This is a genomic window from Spirosoma montaniterrae (assembly GCF_001988955.1).
Lineage (GTDB): Bacteria > Bacteroidota > Bacteroidia > Cytophagales > Spirosomataceae > Spirosoma > Spirosoma montaniterrae.
Genome location: NZ_CP014263.1, coordinates 1,461,268 through 1,487,489, shown reverse-complemented (window position 1 = coordinate 1,487,489; position 26,222 = coordinate 1,461,268). Strand labels below are relative to the sequence as shown.

Here is a 26,222-nt window from a genome sequence, read left to right as displayed (position 1 = left end):
TCTTTTGTTTAATCGAGACTCACCCAAATACACAGTGGGCAGTTCGGTGAACAATGCCTATTTTTGCGGGCCGAACACCATCCGGTAGCTGTATTCGTATGTCTTATCTACCTATTCAACAACTTCTCAAAACTACACCCGGCCCCCACGTCACTGTAACTGTGAAAGGCTGGGTTCGCAACAAACGCGAAAGTAAAAACGCTTTATTCATAACCCTCAACGATGGCTCAACGATCAATAACATTCAGGCTGTAGCCGAACGCGGCCCGGCTGAAGCTGGTCAACTATCCGACGATGTTCTGAAGTTAGTTACGACTGGTGCCTGCGTTGCCGTTACGGGTACGCTGGTAGAGTCGCAGGGGGCGGGGCAGGCTGTGGAAGTTAAAATCAACAACATACACGTCTACGGTCCTGCCGATCCTGACAAATATCCGCTGCAACCCAAACGGCACTCGCTCGAATTTCTGCGCGAAATTGCCCACCTGCGCCCACGTACCAACACGTTCAGCGCAATTTTGCGGGTGCGCCACGCGCTGGCTTTTGCCGTACATAAGTACTTCAACGATAATGGCTTCTACTACCTCAACACGCCAATTATTACTGCATCCGACGCCGAGGGTGCGGGCGAGATGTTTCGCGTAACTACGCTCGACCCCGTTAATCCGCCCCGCACCGAAGACGGAAAGGTAGATTATAGTCAGGACTTTTTTGGGCGCGAAACCAACCTGACCGTATCGGGGCAGTTAGAGGGCGAACTGGGCGCGCTGGCATTGGGTAAAATCTACACCTTTGGGCCAACGTTTCGGGCTGAAAACTCGAACACCACCCGCCACCTTGCCGAGTTCTGGATGATTGAGCCGGAAATGGCGTTTTATGAACTGCCCGAAAATATGGCTCTGGCCGAAGATTTCGTGAAAACCGTGATTCGGTACGCGCTGCAACACTGCCCCGACGATCTGGCATTTTTAGATAACCGGCTCAAAGAGGAAGAGAAAATGAAGAAAAAAGAAGAGCAGAGCGAACTCGGTCTGCTTGAAAAACTTCAATTTGTCATCAGTAATGAGTTCGAGCGACTAACCTACACCGAAGCTATCGACATTCTGATACAGTCTAAGCCAGCCAAAAAAGGGCAGTTTCAGTATGAGGTGAAATGGGGTGTTGATTTACAGTCGGAACACGAGCGATATTTGGTTGAGAAACATTTTAAAAAGCCAGTGATTCTGACCAATTATCCACGCGAAATCAAGGCGTTTTACATGAAACAGGACGATGCTCCGGCTGTCGGTGCCCGTGGCGAGGTGTTTGGGCCAACGGTGCGGGCAATGGATGTGCTGTTTCCAGGTATTGGTGAAATCATCGGCGGTTCGCAGCGCGAAGACGACCTCGATAAGCTCACAGCCCGCATGGCCGAAGTTGGTGTCGAAGCCGACGCCATCTGGTGGTATCTCGATACGCGCCGGTTTGGGTCGGCTCCGCACGCGGGCTTCGGGTTGGGTTTCGAGCGATTGGTTCAGTTTGTGACGGGCATGGGCAACATCCGCGACGTTATTCCATTTCCAAGAGCACCGAAACAAGCAGAATTTTAACGCGTAAAGACGCGACCCTTCGCGTCTCACTAACCGAATGGTTTTACAAAAATACTACCGCCTGCCGAGACGCGAAGGGTCGCGTCTCTACCAAGAACATGCTCGCTCTTCCTATCTTTCTCGCCATTGCGTCTGGCTTCGTGATTGTCGGGGTCTATACCGAACGGAAGGTCTCGGCTTTCATGCAGGACCGGCTTGGGCCAATGGAAACGGGTAAGTGGGGACTGCTGCAACTCTTCGCCGATTTGCTGAAACTGCTTCAGAAAGAAGATATTGTGCCCTATGCGGCTGACAGGCGGCTGTTCCTGCTGGCTCCGGCAGTTATTTTTGCATCGGTATTTGCGGGTTTTGCCGTGATGCCCCTTACGCCCGATTTGCAGGGTTCGGGGGCCGTAGTGGGCGTGTTCTACCTGATGGCAATTGTCTCGTTCGACGTGGTTGGCATCCTGATGGCGGGCTGGGGCAGTAACAACAAATATTCGCTGTTTGGGGCGATGCGGTCGGTGGCGCAGATTATCTCCTACGAAATTCCCCTCGGTCTCACGATTCTGTGCGCCGTGATGATTTGTCAGACGCTCAACTTACAGGAAATCAGCTTTCAACAGGGCATCTACGCAATCGAACCAAATTACCTTTTTGGTTTGAAAGCCCTCGGCATCGACGTATCGGGCTGGGGCGGCATTTTTGCCTGGAATGTGCTTCGGAATCCATTCCTGCTAATCGCCTACGTCATTTTCTTTATCTGCACGCTGGCCGAAAGCAACCGCGCCCCCTTCGACCTGCCCGAAGGTGAGTCGGAAATTGTAGGCGGTTTCCATACCGAATATTCGGGTATGCGGTTCGCGCTGTTGTACCTGTCCGAATACGCGATGATGCTGCTGGTATCGTTTCTGGGCGTGATTTTATTTCTGGGTAGCTGGAATACGCCCCTGCCCAACCTGGGGCCGCTACGCCTGGCCGACTGGACGAGTGGCGCACCCGGCACCGTATGGGGCAACCTGACGGGCGGTTTCTGGCTGTTGAGCAAAGTGTATCTGGCTGTGCTGCTGCAAATGTGGGTGCGCTGGACGTTCCCGCGCATCCGCGTCGATCAGATGATGTATCTCTGCTGGAAGGTGCTGACGCCCGCCAGTCTGCTGCTGCTGCTGCTGTCGGGCGTGTGGCGGTTGCTGATGGTGTAGCTTCTTAACGCATCACTGCGTAATTTTGCGGCCCTTTTTTGCGTACCAATGGGCATACTCACTCCCGATCCGACGGGCGATCTGGCCTGGCAAACAGCCTGGCAGTCAACAACTTTTCGCTGGAAATTTATAATTGGCATTATAGGCGTACTGACGCTGTTGATGGCTTTTCCTGCTTTTTTTCAAACTATCGAAAAAAACAGCGGCCCCGTATTGAACGATTGGGTGCTGAACCAACTTCCCCCGCACGACGTGTCGGTGCCAATTTTCCTGACCATCTGGGCTACAGCTTTATTGTTGCTCGTTCGCGCCCGGCGAAGTCCGGCTATTTTTATGATGTTCATGTATGGCTACATCATCGTGAGCCTGTCGCGTATGCTGAGCATCAACCTTGTGCCACTCGACCCACCTGCCGGGCTTATTCCGCTTATCGATCCAATCAGCAATGCATTCTACGGCAAAAGCTACATCACGAAAGATCTGTTCTATTCGGGCCACACGTCGAGTATTTTCCTCATGTTTTTGTGCTTGCGCCGGTGGTCAGATCGTTTATTCGCGCTCATTGGCACGCTGCTGGTAGGTGGGCTGCTGTTGGTGCAGCATGTGCATTACACGGTCGATGTATTGGGCGCGTTTGTATTTACTTATCCGCTCTATTGGGTTGGTAAAAAAATTGCTCTCCGGGGCTGGAATCAGATTGGCCCGAAAGTCAGGTAAATCAGCCGTCGTATAAGCCTGTACGGAAGTTTTCTGAAAATTTAAATGCTGTCAAATCGACAGATTTCGCGAGTAGGTAAAAACCTTTTTTAGCAGTAAAAAGCTGATTGACAAAGATGTGCAAAGTATTTGAACGGGGTCGTATGCACACGGGCAATCACCGGGCTGATTAGAATCGGATTAATTATAGCAAATCTATATAATCAGAAAAACCTAAATTTAGTAGATTTGAGACTTGATTATTTTGACTGCCTCACGGCAAATAGGGTAGCCCGCCCCAATGGGAACAGGAATAACCGCCCGACTGTAAACACCAATATGAGCAAAATAAACCTTCCGCCATTTACTTTAGGCGAAACTATTACGCCAGAGCAACGACAGTTTTTTAATAAGCATGGCGTTATCATCTTCCGTAACTTCATTAACGCTGAAACCGTTAAACAGTTTATTTACGAAACTGAACGTATAGAAAAACAGTGGCTTGCCGAAGGTCGGGACAAGGTCAACGGCGTTCCGCTCAAGTTCGGTCAGGACGAGGAGGGTAATCCGATGGTTCAACGGATGTGCTTCCTCTCGCAGTATAGCACAACGCTTCATGAGTTTTTGCAAGACCCTCGACTACAGGCTGTTGTAGACTTGCTTCAGCCGTATGAGGGGCGCATTGCCGAAATCGAGAAAGACGGGTTAATTTTAAACCATTACGTCAGAACGCCCAATAGCAAGTTCTCGCAGATGGGCTGGCATACCGATAGCCCCCGCGACATTTTTTTAGGTCAGCGCATCATGCCTATGCTCAACGTGGGTATCCACCTGAACGACACGCCCTATGAAAACGGTGGATTACGCGTAATTCCCGGCACCCATAAGCAGGGATTATTGAAGATGCTGTTCCGCAAAAAGTATTTTGTCGATAACGACCCCGATAAGCACGAAATCGGATTTGACATAGCTGCGGGCGATTTGTCGGTTCATGATGGGCGGCTGTGGCACCGGGCGCAGCAATCGCCTTACTTTGGCGAAGCCAGCCGTCGGCGGGTAATGTACGTGCCGGTGGTGACGGGTAAGTACATGCCTAAAGATGAAAACAGCAAAACGCCGTTTTATCACCGGTTCATCTCGAAAGTAAATATTTAGGGATTATGCCCTACGCGCTCGTTACAGGGGCCAGTAAAGGTATTGGTCTGGCTATTGCCGAAGACCTGGCCCGCCGTCAATTCGATGTATTGCTGGTGGCCCGTTCAGCGTCTTTGCTGCACGAAAACGCCAACCGATTAGCCCGAACGTATAACATTAAAACGGCTTGTCTGGCAATGGATTTAGCTACGCCGGGCAGCACCCGGCGTGTGTTCGACTGGTGCCAGCAAGAAGGCTATGTGGTAACGATGCTGGTCAATAACGCAGGCTATGGACTGAGCGGGCCGTTCGACAGTCACCCGCTGCCCGAACACACCGACATGATGCAGGTCAACATGACTACGCTCGTTGAACTCTGTCATCTGTTTCTGGCACAACTCAGGCAGCAACCCCGCGCTTATATTCTGAACATTGCCAGTTCTACGGCCTATCAGGCTATTCCCCGGCTCAGTCTGTACTCAGCTTCGAAATCATTCGTGCTACAGTTCAGTCGGGGGCTGGCTCACGAACTGAAAAAAACGTCTGTGAGCGTAACCTGTGTTTCGCCCGGTGCTACTGAAACAGGTTTTATAGACCGGGCGCAGATTGGCGAAAAAGGCCGTAAAGCCGCTGAACGCGTGTACATGCAACCCGCCGACGTAGCCCGGCAAGCTATCGATGCTACGTTGGCCGGGCGGCTCGAACTGGTGCCGGGGCTGCTCAATAAAGTCGGTAAATTTATGGCGTGGCTGATGCCGAAAAGCATTGTCGAAAAAGCCGCCGGGAGCATCTACGAGTAGAATGGCACTTTATTTGCCACGGCGTGGTTGTGCCTATATACTTTCATTTTTTCGACGTTGGATGCTGGACTTCACAAACCAATTTATTCCACTGCCTATCGACGTCCAACCAACACATGCAATTTTCTGATTTAGCACTTATTGACCCGATCCAGAAGGCTCTTACCGAAGAAGGATACACAACTCCAACACCCATTCAGCAACAGGCGATTCCTATTCTGCTGAGCCAACGCGATTTACTCGGCTGCGCCCAGACTGGCACCGGCAAAACAGCCGCTTTTGCCATTCCGATTCTCCAGCTCCTTACCGAAGAACGTAGCAAAAACTCAACCGGTCCACGCCGGATAAAAACACTTGTACTGACGCCCACCCGCGAATTAGCCATTCAGATCGACGAAAGCTTTGCGGCTTACGGGCGGCATCTGAATCTGCGCCACGCCGTTATTTTTGGTGGGGTTTCGCAGCACAGCCAGGTAAATACCCTTAAGGCAGGCATCGATATTCTGGTGGCAACGCCGGGCCGTTTGCTCGACCTGATGAACCAGGGGTTTGTACACCTGCGCGACATCCGGTTCTTTGTTCTGGACGAAGCCGACCGGATGCTCGATATGGGCTTTATTCACGACGTAAAGAAGGTGATCGCCAAACTTCCCGAACGGCGGCAGTCGCTGTTTTTCTCAGCTACGATGCCGCCCGACGTGGCAAAACTGGCCGATACCATTCTGAATAATCCTGCCAAGATAGAAGTAACGCCCGTTTCATCGACTGCCGACACCATTGAGCAGGCCCTGTATTTTGTCAGTAAAGACGATAAACGCAAACTGCTGATTCACGTTCTCGACGACAAAGCCATTAAGTCGGCTCTGGTGTTTGCCCGCACCAAACATGGTGCCGACAAAGTAGTAAAAGACCTCGTCAAGGCGGGCGTGAAAGCGGAAGCTATTCACGGCAACAAATCGCAGAATGCCCGTCAGCGTGCGCTGTCGAATTTCAAGTCGGGCGAAACGCGGGTACTGGTCGCTACTGACATTGCCGCCCGTGGTATCGACGTCGACCAGCTTTCGCACGTAATCAATTATGAACTGCCGAACATTCCGGAAACGTATGTTCACCGTATCGGTCGCACGGGCCGTGCCGGGAATGATGGTATCGCGCTCTCATTTTGCGAAGCCGAGGAAACAGCCTATCTGAAAGATATTCAGAAGCTGATTGGCAAACGGGTGCCGGTTATCGAAAACCATCCGTATGTACTGGCCGTAGACATGGCGGTTTCAACACCTCCACCCCCACAACGGCAGGGAAGGCAGGGAAATGCACCGCGCAACGGCGGTCAACGCCAGCAACACGACGGGCAACGGTCCAATTTATCGCGCAACAGCGGCAATCCGAACCGAAGCAATACCCGACCCGATGCCACGGCTGCTGGTTCGGCCCGCCCCGACCGACCCCAGCGACACAGCCGTAGCGATAATCCGCAACGCTCTCGACCTGCAACGGGCGAGAAGCCCAGCCGGGGTACTGGAAACAGTCGCTATTTAGACTTCGGAAATGAAAAGAATTATTAAGCAATCACAACCCCACCCCGGTGGGGTTGTTTGTTTTACCGCCAAATCATCTGCCCGGCGTTTTGCGTTATAACGATACCAACGTTATACGCCGAAATCATGCCTACCCGAAAGCAGCCACAGCCAGCCGAAACGGCTGATAACCGTGCCTTTAACTACGACCTGAATTACCAGACACTGAATCTGCGCGAACACCCCGAATTATATCGCGTTGGCAAGGGTGAGATGGGCGTATTGCTCGTGCAGCCCTATAAGTCTGAAATTCTACCTCACTGGCGGTTCAAAACCCCCGATATTGCCCGCGAATCGTCGGAAAAAATTTATCAGTTATTTCTCGATTACAAAGCCAAAGGCGATTTTATCGGCATGGATATGGCGAGAAAATACCTGCAAATGGGATACACACGGGCCAGACGTTATGCCAACCACCGTACAGGCCAAAAATATGACGGCCCCGTGCCCGACGACAAAAAAGGGCAGTCGGGCGCACACGGGCGCGATCAGTTACCGCGCGATGAAGACCCCGTAAAGGCTGAATCGGCACGTATTTTTTACGCCAAATATGTACAGGCCCGCGAAGACCCTGACTATAAACAACTCCGGAAAGCGTGGCAGGAGATGTACGGGTAGTTCCAGAATCTTTACAGCTTTCGTGTCCGATGTATCGATTCGTTCGTGCTACTCATTACGCATTCATCATTACACATTAAATAATGGTCACGCAACCAACCGCCACTGGGACAGCGAACAAAAGTAGTCTCTACAGTGTAATCGGCGCTTCGTCAGTCGGTACGCTTATCGAGTGGTATGATTTTTACATCTTCGGGTCGCTGGCATCGGTGCTGGCTACCAAGTTTTTCCCGGAAGGCAACTCCACGGCGGCTTTCCTGAGTACGCTGGCCACTTTTGCTGCCGGGTTTGTCGTGCGGCCTTTCGGTGCGCTGTTCTTCGGGCGACTTGGCGATCTGATTGGTCGGAAGTACACGTTTATGGTCACGCTGCTGCTGATGGGCGGAGCTACCTTCGCCATCGGCCTGGTGCCGGGCTACGAAACTATTGGTTTCTTAGCCCCGCTTTTAGTGCTGATCCTCAGACTTTTGCAAGGCTTGGCTCTCGGTGGCGAATATGGCGGAGCAGCGACCTACGTGGCCGAACACGCGCCAGTTCATCAACGTGGCTACTGGACGTCCTGGATTCAGACTACGGCCACGGCAGGTCTGTTTGTATCGCTGCTGGTGATTATGGGTACGCGGCTGGCTCTGAGCAAAGAAGCTTTCGACGACTGGGGCTGGCGGGTGCCGTTCTGGGCATCGGTGTTCATGGTGGGCGTGTCGTACCTGATTCGCCGAAACATGAGCGAGTCGCCATTATTTGCCAAAGCCAAAGCCGAAGGTAAAACGGCTACTAACCCACTGAAAGAGAGTTTCGGCAATCGGTTTAACTTCAAATTTGTGCTGCTGGCTCTGTTTGGAGCCACAATGGGGCAGGGCGTTATTTTTTATACCGGACAGTTTTATGCACTGAGTTTTATCGAAAAAATCGGCCATGTCGACAAGATGCAGACCGACGGGTTAATGACCATTGCATTGCTGATGGGTACGCCCTTTTTCGTCATTTTCGGCTGGCTGTCCGACAAAATCGGGCGTAAGGGTATTATGATGGTGGGCATGCTACTGGCTGTGTTTGCTTATCGGCCTATCTATCAGCGGATGTACGAGGCTATGAGCCTGAACAACCGCATTGAGATACCCAGTCGAACGATCCTCGAAACCACTTCGGCCCGCGATCCAAAAACACCCGGCGGAATGATTCGCACCGAGACAGTGAAGCGCACATTCACCGACGGCACCACGACCACCGATGTAACCACAACGAAAATAGACCCTTCGGCCACCGACGCGCCAAACGCAGCCCGACCCGACATCAAACAGACTGTTATGCTTAACGACAGCGACCGATGGACGCTGATCTGGTTGGTTTTCGCGCAGGTGCTGCTCGTAACGATGGTATATGGCCCGATTGCGGCTTTCCTGGTAGAATTGTTCCCAACCCGCATTCGGTACACGTCGATGTCGCTGCCGTATCATATCGGCAACGGCGTATTCGGAGGTCTGATGCCTGCCGTAGCCACTTACTTAGCCACGAACGCCAACAGTGCCAACACGGCGGCAAAAGAAGCTGGCACTGCCCTCCCCTACGCGGCTCCATATCTCGAAGGGTTATGGTATCCTATTGCCGTAACTGCCGTCTGCTTCGTTATTGGCCTGCTTTATATTAATGGGAAAGACACAAAAATCGATGACTAACTTAAGATGAGGTTATTACGCAGAGATGCACGGAGAAAAAAGAGCTGCGCAGAGAAACCCCTCAGGGTGTCTCCATTTTCCTCGGCGCATCTCTGCGTAACAACCTTACATAATCTCTTCAACACATGAACATGCTGAAAAAATACGCGGGAATTCTTTGGCTGGCATTGGCCGCCGTAGTAGGGTATTACGGTACTGTCGATTTCGGCCTACCTAAACTCAGTACTGGCAAGACCGATGATCTGGTATTTGGTATTATCATCCTGTTCATTCTTATGCCCATCATTGTTGGTGGCATGATTACCTTCGGCTGGTACGCGTTGCAGGGAGAGTACGATAGCTATGAGTAGTGCTATAATTATTTAGCAACCTTACCCCATCACTATACGCAATAGCAATTTATCAACCACTAATTTTGCAGAGCGATTTACGCGAGTGTCAGCATTCGCTCGTTTACCCTCTCACCTTTTCGTTTCTCCCTATGCGTATCCGAACCTTTGACGAGTATCAGGCTGCTTACCAACACAGTATCGAAGACCCCGAAACTTTCTGGGCCGAAATTGCTCAGGAATTTCAATGGCGTAAACCCTGGAAACGGGTGCTACAGTGGAATTTTGACGAACCTAACGTAAAATGGTTTCAGGGCGGCAAACTCAACATTACTGAAAACTGCCTCGACCGGCACCTGCTTACACGGGGCGATCAGCCCGCCATCATCTGGGAACCCAACGACCCCGCCGAAGCAGGCATGACCCTGACCTACCGAATGCTGCACGAGCAGGTCTGTCGTATGGCGAATGTGTTGAAACGCAATGGCGTTGGTAAAGGCGACCGGGTATGTATCTACATGCCGATGGTGCCCGAACTGGCAATTGCCGTGCTGGCCTGCGCCCGCATTGGAGCTATTCACTCGGTGGTATTTGGCGGCTTCTCGGCCCAAAGCATTGCCGACCGTATCAACGACGCCCAGTGCCGATTGGTCATCACTGCCGATGGGGCGTACCGGGGCAACAAAGAAATTCCGCTCAAAAGCGTGGTCGATGACGCGCTGATTGGCTGTCCCAGCGTCGAAAAAGTAATCGTGATGACGCGCACCCGCACGCCCGTTGCCATGCTGAAAGGCCGCGACGTGTGGATGGAGCAGGAACTCAAACAAGTAACCGCCGACTGCCCCGCCGAAGAAATGGATGCCGAAGACGTACTGTTTATTTTATATACGTCCGGCTCAACGGGCAAGCCAAAGGGCGTGGTGCACACCTGCGGGGGCTATATGGTTTATGCCGCCTACACGTTCCAGAATGTGTTCCAGTATGAGGAAAACCAAACGTTTTTCTGCACGGCAGACATCGGCTGGATTACCGGACACAGCTACATCGTATATGGCCCACTGGCTTGCGGAGCTACTTCGTTGCTCTTCGAGGGCGTACCAACCTGGCCCGACTGCGGGCGGTTCTGGGATATTGTCGATAAACACCAGGTCAACATTCTGTACACGGCTCCAACGGCCATTCGGTCGCTGATGGGCTTTGGGCTGGAGAAAGTAGAGAACCACGATCTAAGCAGCCTGAAGGTGCTCGGCTCAGTAGGCGAACCCATCAACGCCGAAGCCTGGCACTGGTACGACGACCACATCGGCAAAAACCGCTGCCCTATCGTAGATACGTGGTGGCAGACCGAAACAGGCGGTATCTTAATTTCGCCTGTTGCCGGCGTCACGAAAACGAAACCCACCTTCGCTACGCTGCCGCTGCCGGGCGTTCAGCCGGTTTTGGTCGATGAAAACGGGAAAGAAATTGAGGGCAACGGCGTGTCGGGCAATCTGTGCATGAAGTTTCCGTGGCCGGGCATGTTGCGCACCACCTGGGGCGATCACGAACGTTGCCGCCAAACGTACTTTTCGGCTTATCCCGGACTGTATTTTACGGGCGATGGCTGCCTGCGCGACGAAGACGGTTACTACCGCATCACGGGCCGCGTCGACGACGTGCTGAACGTATCGGGGCATCGCATCGGTACGGCGGAGGTCGAAAATGCCATCAACATGCACACGGGCGTAGTTGAGAGCGCGGTAGTAGGCTATCCGCACGACATCAAGGGACAAGGCATCTACGCCTACGTCATTGCCGACGCCATGCCCGCCGACCACGACGCCGACCTGACCAAGCGCGACATTCTGGCGACGGTCAGCCGCGTAATCGGCCCAATTGCCAAACCCGACAAAATCCAGTTCGTGACGGGCCTGCCCAAAACCCGTTCGGGCAAAATCATGCGCCGAATCCTTCGCAAAATCGCCGAGGGCGACACCAGTAACTTAGGTGACACGACCACGCTGCTCGACCCAGCCGTTGTAGATGAGATTAAAGCAGGGGCGTTATGAAATCCACAAACGCGCATCGACAGGAAAGACAGACGTGCGTATAACCTCAACGCGTCGGTAGGCCGGGTGTAGCGGATGCAGCAGGATGTTATACGAGTCGGGCACCACCGCCGACGGTACGCCGAGAGCCAGCCTGTCGGGCTGGTTAAGCCAGTCGGCCAGAAAGCGGTGGTTGTCATGTAGAAACTCAGGCGTAAACGCCGTGTTCGATACGGCCCAGTACGGTATGCACCATACCAAAACCGGTAGTGGTGTCCAAGAGTACAACAGGGGCCTGGTCGCGCAGTTCGGGCAGTGGGCCGTGCAGCCAGCGGCCCAGCACGTCGGCCCGGCCATCGAACACCGAAAGGCCATGCTGAATCAGCACCTCCAGCAACAAGAGCCGTTCCGACGCGTTGCTATCGAAACGGGCGTCGGGCCGCAGCCGGTGGAATGTCCGTTCGGAGAGGTTAAGCATCCGGGCCATTTCTTTGTCGGTCAGGCCCAGCGGTCGGGCAAGTTCATCGGCTCTGGCCCGGCTGACGCCTGCGCGGGCCTGCTCAACGATGGCGAAGCCGTTGCCCGTCCAGTCGGTATCGGTTGCGAAGTCCATTAGCTTCGTGTTATCTGGCACTAATTTACATGCCATTAGACTGTCAACTGACATTTTTTTCATGGGTTCAGCCCGACCAGTTAGGAAATACGCCTTTGTGCCATCTCCTTATCGTCAACTGTTAAGCCTAAGAGTCTTGAAGAGTCAGCTTATGTTGAATTGATGGATAGAACCAGACAGTACGTTCAAATTGAATTTGGCTTACACACCATTATTTCTGTGCAGAAAGTTAGTTAAAAGTTGGTTTTTATTTTCGTTTTAAAAACCAACTAACCTGACTTGAAGCATCCTTTAAAGGTTTCTCTAAATGTAAAACACATTTATTAGCTCTACGATTTTTATTGTACTGACCCAAAAAATTGAGAAATTTTTCAAAGTGGGTTTTAAATGGTTCTATTTCCAGTTGCTTTTGCATTATGTAGTTTTGCCGTTATGTCTCAGCTAATACCCAATGGAATCATCTATGACGTATTGCTGACGCATGAGGAGACGCAAAGGGTTGCGTCTCTACGGTTGACCATCCGACGTAGAGACGCAATCCTTTGCGTCTCACTCGCGTCAGCAATACGTCATAGCCAAGTCAAAATGGTATAAGTTAAACACAGACCACCAAATTTTTGTTCTGCGCACACATGCTGGTAAAGTGGCGTTATAAACAGGTTAAACTTGCTGGTTCAACGTTAATTTTGTTAGATGAGCAGACCGGGTTTCGACTATATTTACAAACGTACTACCTTCACAATTGACTGTACAACCATTTGACTTTGCCGGTATGCAGACACCAACCAACCAAACGGACTATCTGTATCTGGCCTTAATGGTCCGGATTGAAACCTACTTACAGAAAGCGACGGCGGGTGGGGGTTTTGCAGCCTTAATGCCCGACGAAGGCGATGAACTGGCCCGGCTATCGATAGCGGCTGAAGCCTATGAAGACAGTCTCCCATTGATGCCTATTAAAGTCCCGCAAAGCATCCCGGAGATGATTCAGTTTAAGATGTATGAGCGCAAAGCCAGTCAACGGGATATGGCAGCTCTGCTGGAAATTCCCGAAACACGCTTATCAGAAGTGCTACGCGGCAAACGTTCAATCAATCTGGCATTAGCCAAAAAGTTGCGCACAAAGCTAAACATCGACGCCGGGTTCATTCTGGATCATGCCTAAGTCGGCCAGTGCATATCTATACGTCAGAGCTATTCAAACGCGAACGGATGCGTATGAAAATGACTTTCGCTATGGGATTATTCATCCTGACTTTGCTGTCGTGTCAACCACATGAACAAGCGATGGATGACGCGCGTTTTCGGGAATTGATGAACCAGCTTGCAACAGCCTGGACAACCCAAAATACGCAGCAGGCATTGGCCTGTTTCACGCCCGATGCCGTGTACATGCAGCCGCCCGACCAGCAGTTTTATAGAGGCCATACGCAGCTAAAGCCTTATTTCGGTGCGCTGAAGAAGGGAACAACCATGACGTTTCATAATTTGTGGTTCGATGAACAAAAGCAAACCGGAACCGGGGAGTTTACGTTTGGTAATACCCTAACGAAAAGTGCCGTGACCGGAGTGGCTGTTGTACAGTTGCAAAATGGTAAAATCAGTTTCTGGAGGGAGTATTTCGTGAAGGGGCCACTCGACTTTCGGGAGTTTATTTCCACAGAGAACAAAGCCTGGAAGTGGCACATTGGCAACTACCCATGATACAAAAAAACGCCGGACTGAGAGGTTCGGCGTTTTTTGTATCTTTGAATGAAGATAACCAATCATAATGGAGACGCTGACAGTAGCCTATAACGAGCGATATGGCATTCCAAAATACGCCGGTCTAACAATGACGAAGGCCGAATTTCTGCGCTGGGAGTCGGATGATAATTACGTGTACGAATTCAACAACGGCGTTCTGGAACCCACCACCAGTATGAAACAAATAGAGGTAATGCGTCGGCCAGACGTAGCCTTGTTTTCTCGTGAGCAATTTCAGAAAATGGCTACTGGCGATAATGCCATTCCAGCTTTTGTCGTTGAGTTTGTTTCGGAAAATGATGATGCCCGTCAATACATAAAAAACTGCATGACTATTTTCAGGCGGGCCTGCGCTGGCTTAATTCGTCTAAGTAGAACCCGCCCCGCTGCTGCATTTTAATCTAAAAAATACCATCATGCTCCGTTACACCATCGGCATGGCCTTCGTGGCCGTTTTTGCCCTCAGTAGTTTTCTGGCTGAACCGGCACCGAACTCTAATCAAGGCAAGGCCAAAACTGCCCGCGAAAACTACGAGACGTACTGTGCGTCGTGCCACGGCGAGAAAGTAGAAGCTTTTGTTGATCGCAAGTGGAAACATGGTAACGCCAAAAACGATCTGATCACCAGTGTTACCAACGGGTATACCGATCTGGGTATGCCCGCCTGGAAAGGTGTGATGACCGATAAAGAAATCGACGAGTTGGCCGACCTCATCCTGGTGAGTTTGAAAAACGTAGATCAGTACAAATTCGCCAGCAAGCCCACCTCAAACGTGTTCGCGTCGGAAGGCATGACGGTGAAGTTAGATACGGTGGCAAGTGGGCTGAAATCGCCGTGGGGGCTGACGTTCCTGCCTGATGGCGGTATGCTCGTGACCGACCGGGCGGGCGACGTTTATCGGGTCGATAAAGCCGGGCAAAAAACGAAGCTGTCGGGCGTTCCGGCGGTAGTGGCCGAGGGTCAGGGTGGTATGCTCGACGTAGAAATTCACCCCAATTTTGCTAAAAATCAGTTTATTTATCTGTCTTATTCGGTGCCAAAAGAAGAGGGCGGTGAAAAGCTGGCAACCACGGCAGTGATGCGGGCCAAACTATCGGGCAATGCGCTGACCGAGCCGAAGGTAATTTTTGAAGCACTCCCCTACTCGAAAACCCGCCACCACTACGGTTCGCGGCTGGCGTTCGACAAAAGCGGCTATCTGTACGTAACCGTAGGCGACCGGGGCAATGAGAAAGAAAATCCGCAATCGCTAAGCCGCGACGCGGGTAAAGTACACCGCCTGCACGATGATGGCCGGATTCCCAAAGACAACCCGTTTGTGGGCAAATCCGACGCCCATGCATCGGTGTTCTCCTACGGCCACCGTAACCCGCAGGGCATGGCCGTGAACCCCAACACAGGGGCCGTCTGGACACACGAACACGGCCCGCGCGGAGGTGATGAAATCAATATCGTCAGAAAATCAGCGAATTACGGCTGGCCGGTCATCTGCTACGGCATCAACTACGATGGCAAACCAATTACGAGCCTGACCGCCAAAGAAGGCATGGAACAGCCCCTCACCTACTGGCTACCGTCGATTGGGCCGAGCGGAATGGCGTTCGTAACGGGCAACAAATATCCCGGTTGGGCAGGCAACCTAATGGTCGGCTCGCTGCGGTTTCAGTACCTGAATCGCTGCGTAATCGAGGGCGATAAAGTGGTGAAACAGGAAAATATTCTGAAAAATATCGGTCGGCTCCGCAACGTCGATATGGGGCCGGATGGCTACATCTACGTATCCGTTGAAGACCCCGGCTACGTGTTCCGGCTGGTGCCAATGGCGCAGTAATAAGTACATATAGAACCAAAAACGCCGGACTCACAGCCCGGCGTTTTTTGGTTCTATATGTACTGAATTAAACCGACAGTTTTTGCATGTTTTTGTAGCTGATCTCGATAGCTTCGAGCGGGGGGCGTTTGGCAACGTCCTGCTCAACAAAGTAATTCGTCAGACCAGCCGTTTTTTGCGCGTCGAAAATACGTTGAAAGTCGATGCTGCCCGTGCCAACTTCGGCGAACTCCCGCTGGGGCGTTTTCGCCATATCTTTGATGTGCCAGAGCGGGAACCGGCCTGGATGTTTTTTGAACAACGCCACAGGGTCTTGCCCGGCAAAGGTTGTCCAGTAGAGGTCCAGTTCCATCTTCACCAGTGCTGGGTCCGTGTTGGTCAGCAGCAGGTCGTAAGGCATCTGACCGTCAAGTGGCTGAAACTCAAAATCGTGATTGTGGTAGGCGAACTGAATACCAGCCGCCCGGCATACCTCTGCCGATTTATTGAACAACTCAGCAAATTTTTTGTAGTCGTCAATCTTTGTCCGCTCGGGCGGAAACAGGTAGGCGCAGACCATGTATTTCTGGCCCACTTCGGCGGCATCGTCAACGGCGCGTTTCCAGTTGTTGGTCAGCGTACCTTCGCCTTTCATCATCACGTTGCCCGTCATGTAGTGGCCGCTGGGCGTGCTGAGACCGAGGTCTTTTAGCAAAGCTGCGTACTGTTTCGGCGTCTTCCCGAAAAATTTGCCATCGCCATAGCCAAACGATTCAACTTCTTTGTAGCCAATCTGGGCCACCCGCTTCAGCGTGGCGTCGGGGTCTTTCGCCATGTCTTCGCGCAACGTATAGAGTTGTAGGCCCACCCGTTTGGGCGATGCAGCCAGCAACCGGGCCGAAGGGAGCAGCGCAGTCGACGTGGCTAACGCGCTGATTTTAAGTACCTGACGTCTGTTCATAGAGTTTTTTGTTTTAATAAGCGGGCAACGTAAGTCGCCCGCTTGTGTAAGTGGGCAACTATTTAGTTTGAGAACAATTAAAAATCAGGCCCCATACCGACGAATAAACTCGTCGGCGTAGCTGCTGCCGACAGGAATTTCCTGGCGGCCAATATACAAGTTCGTTCGCTGAAACGAGCTTATCTTATCCAACGCCACAATGAACGATTTGTGTACACGGCAAAACCGGTCTGCGGGTAGTTTGGCTTCGATGGCCTTGAGCGTCAGGCGGCTCAGCAAAGGGCGGGGTTGCTGAGTCGTGAAAATCTTTACGTAATCTTTCAGCCCTTCCACATACAGCACCTCATCATGGAAAATTCGGATCTCCCGGTATTCCGAGAAGATGAAGAAAAACGTGCGCTGCGGTTCGGGCGTGTCGGCTACGGGCGGGGTTGACTCATTGGTTTGCAGGGCGGGTTGCCGAAGCCGGAACAGTTCCCGCGCTTTGGTGACGGCTTTCATGAACCGCTCGAACGGAATCGGTTTCAGCAGGTAATCCACCACGTCGAGGTCATAGCCCTCAAGCGCGTACTGCTCGTAGGCGGTAGTCAGAATCACCATCGGCGGCTGGGTCAGCGTTCGCAGAAACTGAATGCCGGTCAGTGTGGGCATCTGAATGTCGAGAAACAACAGATCGACATTATTTTGCTGGAGCCGGTCGTAGGCTTCGAGCGGGCTTGAAAACTGGTCGATCAAGTCTAAAAATGGTACTTTCCGAATGTCGTCGGCCAGCATATCGAGCGCGAACGGTTCGTCGTCAATAGCGATGCAGCGCAGTTTAGTCATGAGCGAGGTGCAGGGTCAGCAATACGCGAAAGCGGTTGTTGGCATTGGTCAGCGTCAGCGCGTGCTGGTCGGGGTAGTGTAGCCTCAGCCGGTGCCGCACGTTTTCGATACCAATACCCGAACCGGTTTCTTCGGACGATACGGGTTTCGGAACGGTGGGCACGTCGAAAACCGGATTCTCTACACCAAAGGTAAGCTGTTCGTCAGTAACGGTAAGCCAGATACGAATATGACTCGGTTTTTGCCCGTGAATGCCATACTTAAACGCATTTTCTACGAATGGAATAAACAGCAACGGCTCAATCTGCTGCCTGTCGAGGTCGCCTTCGCAGGTAAATGAAACCGTATGAATTTCGGTCAGCCGCATTTTTTGCAGGTCGATGTAATGTTTTAGATGTTCGATTTCCTGCCGGAGCGACACACGGTCTTGCCGGGCCTGATAAATCATATAGCGCAGCAACTGCGCCAGCGTCACGACAGCGGTTTCGGTCTGATCCGATTTTTTGCGGGCCAGCCAGCGGATGTTGTTGAGCGTGTTGAACAGGAAATGCGGACTTACCTGCAATTTCAGCATGGCTAACTCGGCAGATATTTTTTCGAGAGCCATCTGCTGCTGCACCTCCTGACTGCGGGCATGAAACCGAAATAACGCCATCAGCGAACTGACCATCATAGCAAATCCAAACGAGATACCGCTGCTAAGCGCACCCGGCCAGGGGCTGTGCGGGCCTGGCTTTGGGTCACGCGGGGACACTCCTGTGCCGAAGGGTCGGGATATAAGTGGCCCGTCGGAAGTACCCTGTTGCACAACAAACGAGGGTGGAAAAAGCTGGTAACATGCGTACCGCATCAACACCACGCTAAGGAGCATACCTGCCATAATCAGTACAAACCGATTCAACGACAACCCCGTCGACAATCCATTACTGTTATGACCAAGCAGATTTGGCGTTAGTCGACGCAGATTGGCGTAAAAATACGTGATAATCAGGGCTGTTGTCAGCAGTTGGGCCATACCCATGCTGAACAAATCCTGCGGATTAAACAGAAAACCGGGTAACGTCAGAAAAGGCAGACCGATAAACACCAGCCAGCCAACGACGTGCAGAATTGCCTGATATCGTTCGAAAAAGCGCATGGGTCAGCAAGCTACAAAACCCGACGAAATCAACTGTGTTTCTGCCGACATAAACCGCGCCTTTGCCGACCAATAACGGGCTAACCAACGGTTTCGGGCCTTCGTGGACACATCCGGGCCATTGGTCGGCACAACCGAATAGTTGACTAATTTAATGGATTTATAATGCAACAATCCTTGTTACATGAACGTATTACCCTTTATCCACGACACGTGGCTGTGCGTGTCGGCAAAGCTTCTTCATCGTATGAAAATTAACAACTCGTTTGTTGCCCGTTGGCTCTTTGTCGCCAGTTTTGGGCTGCTCTTCACCGCCTGTAAACAGGAAACTGACGACGTTACGCCCCAGTCGGGCACTACACCTACCAGTACGAGCACCGTTTCGGCCAATCAGACCGTAAACGAATGGATTCTGGAAAACATGCGGGATTTATATTACTGGAATACCAAAATTCCGGCCAATCCTGACCTGACACTGACACCTGACAAGTTCTTCGACTCGCTGCTAAATAAGTTCAATGCCACCACCAATCCCAACGGCGACCGGTTTTCGTGGATTAACGAAAGTGCCGACGAACTTCAGGCCAGTTTGAGCGGACAATCGGTGACAACCGGCATGGAATACGATTTTTATCTGCGGTCGGCGGGGTCCGATAACATCATCGTGCAGGTGCTGTACGTGCTGCCCGGTTCGCCAGCCGAGCGTTCGGGTCTGAAGCGGGGCGACATCATCTCGAAGGTGAACGGTCAACTGCTTACCCGGTCAAATTACATCGACCTGCTCTTTGGCGGTTCTACGACGTTCACGTTTGGTTTAGCTACGCCGACCACCACAACCACTGGCACTACGCTTACTGATACCGACCAGACGCGCACCGTTACGGCCACGGTTTTTCAGGAGAACCCGGTATTCTTAGATTCGATTTACACGGTAGGCGGTCGTAAGGTCGGTTATGTAGTGTATAATCAGTTTGTGCCGGGTGCCAACAACAGTACTGCCAAAGAATACGACGCCCAATTAGATGCCATTTTCAACAGCTTCAAAGCGCAGGGCGTGAATGAACTTGTGCTCGATCTGCGCTATAATCCAGGCGGTTATACGTCATCGTCGGCCAACCTCGCCAGTCTGATTGGCAAAGGCGTGAATGCCAGCAAATTGTTCTTCCGCGAAGAGTGGAACGCTACCGTTACGCCCATCATACGCAGGCAGGAAGGCGATGATTTTTTTGTGCAGAATTTTCTGGATAAACCACAGAACATCGGCAACAATCTGACTCGACTTTATGTGCTCACCACTGACCACACAGCGTCAGCCAGCGAATTGATTATCAATGGACTGCGCCCCTATATGCCCGTCATTACGATTGGCACGACAACCACGGGCAAAAACGTAGGTTCGATTACGATTGAAGACGAAACGGGTAAGATCAAATGGGGTATGCAGCCCATCGTATTCCGGTCGTTCAACAGCCAGAATCAGTCTGATTACTGGACCGGCTTCGCGCCCAACGTAACCGTTTCGGAGCCACTCAACCTGCTACCGCTGGGCGACACCCGTGAGGCTCTGCTCAGTGCGGCTCTGGCCCAGATCAGCGGCTCTACATCGAGTGGGCGAACGTCGTCAGTAACGGCCAATCCGCTAACGTCTGTTGGGTCGTCAATTGAGCGCAAAGCGGGGGGTGGCCGCATGATTAAGGCGTTGAAAACGCTGCCAACGATTCAATAACCGCGTTGGCTTATTCGGTGTGAGTGCCCCCTTCAGGGGATTGGGGGTACTCGCGCCTGAACGAGAAAGGCGTTTGTTAAATTGTGTTTATACGCTACTAAAAAAGTTTTTGGGTGACTGCAACGGAGCTGCTTCAGGCCGCGTAATCGGCTACTGTAAACCAAACAATAACCATGAAACAGTTAATCTTTAGCAGCCTGATCGCCCTGTTCGGCTTAACGCTATGGAGTTGCAACCAGCAGGAAGGTTTGACGGTCGATGCCGCTTCTGCCGTAAACGCGGCCCGACTGAGTGCTGACTCGACCGGCTTCCACTGCCGCGACAGCCTGACCCGCGTTGCCGTGTCGGCTCTGCCCGCTACCGTTACGTCGTACATCACCTCGAAGTACACCAGTGCCATCATCAACTATGCCGCCAAAGACGACGCGGGCAATTTTTTAGTTGCCATTACACAGGCCGATGGTCGGAAAGCTTTGCTGTTCAATGCCGATGGTTCGTTTAACAAAGAAGTGGCTCTGCGGGGCAAAGGCGGGCCGGGGCGTGGTCACGGTGGACCGGGCCGGAGCAACCGTGACAGTCTGGCGAAAGTAGCGGTATCGGCTCTGCCTGCTGCCATTACCTCGTACATCACCACCAATTACGCCAGTGCCACCATCAACGGGGCGGTGAACGACCCCGACCGGGGATATATCGTGATGATTACGCAGAACGGCCAGCGCAAATCGTTGCTGTTCGATACGACTGGTAAGTTTGTGCAGGAGATTGTACGCGGTCTTGGTCGAAACTATACGCTTATCGAAACCAGCGCGTTGCCCACCAACGTAACGGCCTACATCAATACGAACTATGCCGGTTCAACAATCAAAGTCGCTGGTAAAAGCAGCACGGGCCAGTTTAAAGTAATTGTTCAGGCCAGCAGCGGGGGTATAGTCGAACTCCTGTTTGCCGCCGATGGCGCATTCATCCAGGCCAACCGACGCCGGAGATAGGTAGGTTTAAACGCAGAGGAGCAGAGGTAGCGCAGAGAGCACAGAGTATATCTCATGAAAAACTCTGCGTTCTCCGCGCCATCTCTGCTCCTCTGCGTTTAAACTTAAAAATTAACTCTTCAGCTCTCAAAATCAGGCATTCGGCCAGATTGATTTCAGTAGGTTTACCCGGATTGCCAACTTTAACTCCTGAAAACAATCCTTGTATCAACATGAAACGCCTGCTTGTTACCCCACTCGTTGCCCTGCTCGCTCTGCCCTTCGCTCAGGCGCAAACCCAGACCTGGAACGTCGATAAATCGCACGCCAAAGTTGGTTTCACCGTTACGCACCTGATGCTGTCGGAGGTAGACGGTAATTTTAAAACCTTCGACGCCAAAATCACATCAGGCAAGCCTGACCTCTCCGACGCGGTCTTTGAAATGACCGCCGACGTTAATAGCATCGACACCGACAACGACCGGCGCGACACGCACCTGAAAAGCCCCGACTTCTTCGACGCAGCCAAAAACCCGACCGTAACGTTCAAAAGCACGTCGTTCAAGAAAGTAGAAGCCAAAAAATACAAAGCGATGGGCAACCTGACCATGCACGGCATCACCAAACCCGTTACGCTCGACGTGGTCATGAACGGGCCTGTAACGCAGGAAGGCCGCAACGGCAAGCAGGATAAAGTGGGTTTTAAAGTAAACGGCCAGATCAAACGGTCTGATTTTTCGCTCGGTACCATTCCCGTAACGGTCGTGAGCGATGAAGTTGAACTGAAGGCCAACGCCGAATTTATAAAACAGGACGGAGCTACGGCTGAGAAAAAGTAAAATTGATCAATCGCTCTGCGGTTGAGCGTAATTGACGACTACGCCGAACATCCCGAAAGCCCCGGCATAATCAGCCGGGGCTATTTTTATTGGCATCTCACCCCCACTTCCTAATTTATCTACCGCTTAATTAACTTCCTGACAAAGAAGCGCGTAACTGAGTAAAGATTTTAACTTTATACACGAAACGAACGGGGCTGGCGTATGGGATTGAATCGTTTACTCTTTTGTAGCTGGTTTCTGATTCTGTCGGCTTCGGCCTGGGCCACGCACCACGTGGGCGGGGAGATCGAAATGCGGGCCATAGGCAACACGCCTGGTCAGTTTCGTATTATTGTAACCAATTACCTCGAAGCAGGTTTTCGGGCCGATCAGCAGGCGGGTGGCGTACTGGGTATTTTCCGCAAACGCGACAATACGCTGATGATGAGCTTTTCGGTCAGCGAAACCGGGCAGCGGAAAGCGCTTGTTTTTGCCAACGAAACCTGCGCGGCCCAACGCAATCTGCGCTTTATTGCCGCTACGTTTGCGGCTGACATCCAGCTCGACCCCGCTCGCTACGACGACCCCGGCGGCTACTACATTTCCTACCAGACCCGCAACCGCAATGGCGGTATCAACAATATCGTAAACGCCGTTCAAACCGGCTACACATTCTATCTCGAATTTCCGGCTCTGTTGCAGAACGGTCAATACGTTGCCAACTCCTCTCCCCGCTTTGCGCCTATCAATGGCGAATACATCTGCGTGGGCGAGCCGTTTGTATTTCCTTTCGGCGGCACCGATCCCGACGGCGACGAACTGCGCTACTCGATGGCAACGCCCCTCAACCAGAAAAATGACCGCAATCAGCAGGTGTCACCAGCCCCCTACCCCGACGTAATCTGGGCATCGGGATTCGGTGCCGATAACGCTATTCCCGGCAGTCCGGCCCTACGGGTCGATCCGCAAACGGGACAGTTGTCGGTTACGGCCAATCAGTTGGGGTTGTTTGTATTTGCAGTGAACGTGGCAGAGTACCGTAATGGCGTGAAAATCGGTGAGGTTCGGCGCGACTTCCAGTTTTTAGTGATCGACTGCCCGCCCGTAACCACCCCCGATGCCGTTGTTCGGATTCGGAATCAGCCACCTGCCCAGCGCGACGTTACCATTTGCCGGGGCGATTCGAGTGTGCTCATTGCCAATGCCAACGCAAACTGGAACTATCAATGGCGTCGGGATGGCATCAATCTGAGCGGAGCCACTCAGCCTACTTTAGCCGTGCGGGAGTCAGGTGAGTACACCGTGGTGGTTTCAACCAAAAATACGTGTAGTAAAGTTGGCAACTCCGAGGTGCTGAAAATCACTGTTGTAGGTAGTGGGGCGAAACTTTCGGTCAGCGGCCACCTCTGCGCCACTACCGGGGCCATAAGCCTGACCGCCAACACTGCCGACCCCGTAACGTATCGCTGGGAACGAAACAACCAACGCTTGCCCGGCCAAACCGCCGATACGCTGCGCACGACCGAACCGGGCCGCTACTGGGCCGTGTTGACGCATACGACGCTGGGTTGCCTATTCAGAACCGACACGGCTAACCTCGAACGGTCGCCCGCTGTGCAGGCCGTTATTCAGTCGGGTTCCGGGCAGAGCCGCCTTTGCCCGAACGGTACGCTACCCTTAACCGCATCGGGCGGAACCCGCTACGCCTGGCAGTTTAACGGACAGGCCGTTTCGGCTACGAATCCACTCTCAATCAGCACGGCAGGCAGCTATGTGGTTACGGCCACGGATTTGTTTGGGTGCGAAGGCGTGTCGGCTCCGTTCGTTGTCACGCAGCTACCTACACCCAACGTGCGGTTCGATTCGCTGCCGGGCGTGTGCGGGCCTGATGCCCCTGCCTATGCACTCGTGGGTAGCCCACCGGGGGGCGCGTTTGCCGGGCCGGGCGTCGATGAGGCTGGCTTTAGCCCCAAACAGGCCGGGGTGGGCAATCATACCCTGACTTACACCGTGAAAGCCGCCCCGGAATGCACCGGCACCGTAGCGACCCGCACGGCAATTGTGGCACCCATCCCGACAATTACGCTGCCCGACTCGATGGTGACGTACCGGGGCAATACGTTCACGATGGACCCCGCCTACACGGGCAATCCGAACGGGTTTACGTGGTCGGGCAGCACGTTTCTGGATGACCCCAGCGCGGCCAATCCAACTGTGCTGAGTATCCGAAATGATATTCAGTATGTTGTCAGCGTGAAAAACGCGACAGGCTGCGAAGCCCGCGACACCATCCATATCACGGTGCTGGAGCAAGTGTGGATACCCGACGCTTTTTCTCCCAACAACGACGGCATGAACGATGTCTGGACAATTCCGGGCATCCGCGCCTTTCCCGACGCCATCGTAACGGTTTTTAACCGTTGGGGCGAAGTTATTTTCCGCTCCGAACGCGGCTATCCGACGCCCTTCGACGGTCTTTTCAGGGGCGAACAAATGCCGCCCGGTCTTTACCCCTATACGCTCTATACCGTACCCGACCGACCCGTTATTCGCGGCTATGTCGTGCTGACGCGATAGCCCGACTACTTCATCGTTAGTGTCCGAAACGACGGTTGTACGATGGATTCGAGTCGAAGTTCGCGCCAGATTCGGGCTTTTCCGACTCGTATTTCCAGCCAGTATCGGCCCGATTCGAGGTGCGCCAGATTAAACAACCGGCGATAGCCGCCGTCGAGCCGGTTGGCCTGCTCTGAGCAGAGCAATTGCCGGTTGGCCGACCGAATGCTGATGACCGACAACACCCGAACGGGTTTCTCAACGGTTACGTCCAGCGTTTGCGCCTTCGTAGACGTAATAGTAACCGTAAAGCCTTCTCCGCGAACGACTTCGTTAACCGACAACAGGTCGTAATGTCCAATTTCCTGCCCCAGAACAGGACTGAATCCACTGAGCGCGACGAGTAAAAGACAAACCATTTTCATGATCGATGCGGCTTTGCATGATACCGTTTACAAAATAGCCGCTATTGATTTATAATTGGAAATGCTACTTTCGCATCATCTTATAGCGGAAATGCATAAATGGACTTACGTCAGCTTGCCTTCTTCGTAGCCGTAGCCGAGGAGTTGAATTTTTCGCGCGCGGCTGAAAAAATGGCGATTGTTCAGCCCGCCCTGAGTCGGCAGATTCAGCAGTTGGAAGATGATCTGGGCGTGTTATTATTCAAACGCGACAAGCGAAACGTGGCCCTCACACCCGCTGGTGCTTACCTGCTCACACAGGCCCGGCAACTGCGGTTAACTGTAGCCGACATTGTGACACAAACCCAGCGCGTTCACAACGGTCAGATTGGCACGCTCCGCATCGGACATCCGGGGTCGGCCCTGTATTCTATTCTGCCCGATACGCTCGTAACGCTCAAAGGTCGCTACCCCGACGTAACCACCTCGCTGGCCGAAATCAGTGAGCGTGAGTTGTTTGAATCGCTGTTGAGCCACCGCGTGGATGTGGGATTAACGCGCGAAGTCAACACGGATTCTCGCATTCAGTCGGTGCATCTGTTCGCCGAATCGCTCGCACTGGTTGTACCCGACACGCACCCGCTGGCGGCTGGGCCGTTTACCGGCCTTGAGCAATGCCGCCATGAGTCGTTCATTCTTTGCTCGTTAGACGCGAGTCTGAACTATGGGCGACTTCTGATGGGTTTGTTCGAGCAGTCGGGTTATCTGCCGCACAAAGTGTACGAAGCCAATTATGGAGCCACGGTACTGCGTCTGGTAGAAAAAGAGCTGGGGTTAGCCATTTTGCCAATCAGTTATCAGCATGGCTCCTCGCTGCGGCTACGGTTTTTGCCTCTGCCCACAAAAACGGATATGTATGTCATCTGGCGCACCGACGACCTTAACCCCGTGTTGCACAACTTCCTGGCTATCTGCCGCGAAACCGTTGCGCTACTGGAAACCGAAGCGTTCGCCATCACTACCTGAATT

The 26,222-nt window shown here is 52.7% G+C and carries 25 protein-coding genes; 19 read left to right on the top strand and 6 right to left on the bottom strand.

All coding sequences use genetic code 11. The features are described 5' to 3' along the window. Window positions 1–98 precede the first annotated feature (98 nt). The 10 genes from asnS (at window position 99) to acs (ending at window position 11,645) form a co-directional block, all read left to right on the top strand. Window positions 99–1,586 (top strand): asparagine--tRNA ligase, encoded by a 1,488-nt coding sequence (gene asnS, locus AWR27_RS06490; protein ID WP_077133839.1) that lies wholly within the window; start codon window positions 99–101, stop codon window positions 1,584–1,586. Window positions 1,587–1,684: 98 nt separating this feature from the next. After that, window positions 1,685–2,767: a complex I subunit 1/NuoH family protein gene (locus AWR27_RS06485; protein ID WP_077130442.1), complete on the top strand. Its 1,083-nt coding sequence runs from the start codon at window positions 1,685–1,687 to the stop codon at window positions 2,765–2,767. 48 nt (window positions 2,768–2,815) lie between these two features. Continuing rightward, complete coding sequence (locus AWR27_RS06480; protein ID WP_077130441.1) at window positions 2,816–3,484, top strand: phosphatase PAP2-related protein; 669 nt, start codon at window positions 2,816–2,818, stop codon at window positions 3,482–3,484. Window positions 3,485–3,802: 318 nt separating this feature from the next. Beyond that, complete coding sequence (locus AWR27_RS06475) at window positions 3,803–4,618, top strand: phytanoyl-CoA dioxygenase family protein (RefSeq protein ID WP_077130440.1); 816 nt, start codon at window positions 3,803–3,805, stop codon at window positions 4,616–4,618. Window positions 4,619–4,623: 5 nt separating this feature from the next. Further along, a complete protein-coding gene (locus AWR27_RS06470) occupies window positions 4,624–5,397 on the top strand; it encodes an SDR family NAD(P)-dependent oxidoreductase (protein WP_077130439.1) in 774 nt (257 codons plus the stop codon). Between the two features lie 116 nt (window positions 5,398–5,513). Further along, window positions 5,514–6,962 carry a DEAD/DEAH box helicase gene (locus tag AWR27_RS06465; RefSeq protein WP_077130438.1) on the top strand — a complete coding sequence of 483 codons (1,449 nt, stop codon included), beginning with the start codon at window positions 5,514–5,516 and terminating at the stop codon, window positions 6,960–6,962. Between the two features lie 99 nt (window positions 6,963–7,061). After that, entirely contained in the window at window positions 7,062–7,592 is a 531-nt protein-coding gene (locus AWR27_RS06460; protein ID WP_077133838.1) for a DUF4385 domain-containing protein, read from the top strand. Between the two features lie 83 nt (window positions 7,593–7,675). Next, window positions 7,676–9,268, top strand: coding sequence for an MFS transporter (locus AWR27_RS06455; protein ID WP_077130437.1), 1,593 nt, complete (start codon window positions 7,676–7,678; stop codon window positions 9,266–9,268). A 125-nt stretch (window positions 9,269–9,393) separates the two neighbouring features. Then, window positions 9,394–9,618, top strand: coding sequence for a DUF6814 family protein (locus tag AWR27_RS06450; protein WP_077130436.1), 225 nt, complete (start codon window positions 9,394–9,396; stop codon window positions 9,616–9,618). Window positions 9,619–9,749: 131 nt separating this feature from the next. Beyond that, window positions 9,750–11,645: an acetate--CoA ligase gene (gene acs, locus AWR27_RS06445; RefSeq protein WP_077133837.1), complete on the top strand. Its 1,896-nt coding sequence runs from the start codon at window positions 9,750–9,752 to the stop codon at window positions 11,643–11,645. On the opposite strand, the gene AWR27_RS25220 is transcribed toward acs, so the two are convergent. Further along, window positions 11,640–11,885 (bottom strand): RES family NAD+ phosphorylase, encoded by a 246-nt coding sequence (locus tag AWR27_RS25220; RefSeq protein ID WP_157579162.1) that lies wholly within the window; start codon window positions 11,883–11,885, stop codon window positions 11,640–11,642. The two genes, acs and AWR27_RS25220, sit on opposite strands and share 6 nt — an antisense overlap. Continuing rightward, window positions 11,833–12,237 carry a type II RES/Xre toxin-antitoxin system antitoxin gene (gene parS / locus AWR27_RS06440; protein ID WP_077130435.1) on the bottom strand — a complete coding sequence of 135 codons (405 nt, stop codon included), beginning with the start codon at window positions 12,235–12,237 and terminating at the stop codon, window positions 11,833–11,835. Before parS ends, AWR27_RS25220 begins: the two co-directional genes overlap by 53 nt. 772 nt (window positions 12,238–13,009) lie before the next feature. Between parS and AWR27_RS06435 the strand changes: the two genes are divergently transcribed. The 4 genes from AWR27_RS06435 (at window position 13,010) to AWR27_RS06420 (ending at window position 15,815) form a co-directional block, all read left to right on the top strand. After that, entirely contained in the window at window positions 13,010–13,402 is a 393-nt protein-coding gene (locus AWR27_RS06435; protein ID WP_157579160.1) for a helix-turn-helix domain-containing protein, read from the top strand. A 53-nt stretch (window positions 13,403–13,455) separates the two neighbouring features. Continuing rightward, a complete protein-coding gene (locus AWR27_RS06430) occupies window positions 13,456–13,941 on the top strand; it encodes a nuclear transport factor 2 family protein (protein WP_232325996.1) in 486 nt (161 codons plus the stop codon). A 67-nt stretch (window positions 13,942–14,008) separates the two neighbouring features. Then, the gene (locus AWR27_RS06425) at window positions 14,009–14,383 is read left to right on the top strand and encodes a hypothetical protein (protein WP_077130432.1); all 375 of its coding nucleotides are present in this window, start codon (window positions 14,009–14,011) and stop codon (window positions 14,381–14,383) included. Window positions 14,384–14,399: 16 nt separating this feature from the next. Then, the gene (locus AWR27_RS06420; RefSeq protein WP_077130431.1) at window positions 14,400–15,815 is read left to right on the top strand and encodes a PQQ-dependent sugar dehydrogenase; all 1,416 of its coding nucleotides are present in this window, start codon (window positions 14,400–14,402) and stop codon (window positions 15,813–15,815) included. A gap of 67 nt (window positions 15,816–15,882) precedes the next feature. On the opposite strand, the gene AWR27_RS06415 is transcribed toward AWR27_RS06420, so the two are convergent. From AWR27_RS06415 to AWR27_RS06405, 3 genes are all read right to left on the bottom strand, one after another. After that, window positions 15,883–16,755 carry a sugar phosphate isomerase/epimerase family protein gene (locus tag AWR27_RS06415; RefSeq protein WP_077130430.1) on the bottom strand — a complete coding sequence of 291 codons (873 nt, stop codon included), beginning with the start codon at window positions 16,753–16,755 and terminating at the stop codon, window positions 15,883–15,885. Between the two features lie 84 nt (window positions 16,756–16,839). Beyond that, window positions 16,840–17,580 (bottom strand): LytR/AlgR family response regulator transcription factor, encoded by a 741-nt coding sequence (locus tag AWR27_RS06410; RefSeq protein WP_077130429.1) that lies wholly within the window; start codon window positions 17,578–17,580, stop codon window positions 16,840–16,842. Next, window positions 17,573–18,718, bottom strand: coding sequence for a sensor histidine kinase (locus AWR27_RS06405; protein WP_077130428.1), 1,146 nt, complete (start codon window positions 18,716–18,718; stop codon window positions 17,573–17,575). The genes AWR27_RS06410 and AWR27_RS06405 overlap by 8 nt, the downstream gene beginning before the upstream one ends. Before the next feature lie 247 nt (window positions 18,719–18,965). Between AWR27_RS06405 and AWR27_RS06400 the strand changes: the two genes are divergently transcribed. The 4 genes from AWR27_RS06400 (at window position 18,966) to AWR27_RS06385 (ending at window position 24,810) form a co-directional block, all read left to right on the top strand. Beyond that, complete coding sequence (locus tag AWR27_RS06400) at window positions 18,966–20,444, top strand: S41 family peptidase (protein ID WP_077133836.1); 1,479 nt, start codon at window positions 18,966–18,968, stop codon at window positions 20,442–20,444. A gap of 173 nt (window positions 20,445–20,617) precedes the next feature. Next, on the top strand, window positions 20,618–21,433 hold the full coding sequence (locus AWR27_RS06395; RefSeq protein ID WP_077130427.1) for a PepSY-like domain-containing protein: 816 nt from the start codon (window positions 20,618–20,620) through the stop codon (window positions 21,431–21,433). A gap of 212 nt (window positions 21,434–21,645) precedes the next feature. Beyond that, on the top strand, window positions 21,646–22,251 hold the full coding sequence (locus AWR27_RS06390; protein ID WP_077130426.1) for a YceI family protein: 606 nt from the start codon (window positions 21,646–21,648) through the stop codon (window positions 22,249–22,251). A 204-nt stretch (window positions 22,252–22,455) separates the two neighbouring features. Then, window positions 22,456–24,810 (top strand): gliding motility-associated C-terminal domain-containing protein, encoded by a 2,355-nt coding sequence (locus AWR27_RS06385; protein WP_077130425.1) that lies wholly within the window; start codon window positions 22,456–22,458, stop codon window positions 24,808–24,810. 5 nt (window positions 24,811–24,815) lie between these two features. Here the strand turns inward: AWR27_RS06385 and AWR27_RS06380 are convergent, their stop codons facing one another. After that, on the bottom strand, window positions 24,816–25,214 hold the full coding sequence (locus AWR27_RS06380; protein ID WP_077130424.1) for a hypothetical protein: 399 nt from the start codon (window positions 25,212–25,214) through the stop codon (window positions 24,816–24,818). 99 nt (window positions 25,215–25,313) lie between these two features. Here AWR27_RS06380 and AWR27_RS06375 point away from each other — a divergent pair, with 99 nt between their 5' ends. Continuing rightward, a complete protein-coding gene (locus AWR27_RS06375; RefSeq protein ID WP_077130423.1) occupies window positions 25,314–26,219 on the top strand; it encodes a LysR family transcriptional regulator in 906 nt (301 codons plus the stop codon). The last annotated feature ends 3 nt before the right edge of the window (window positions 26,220–26,222 follow it).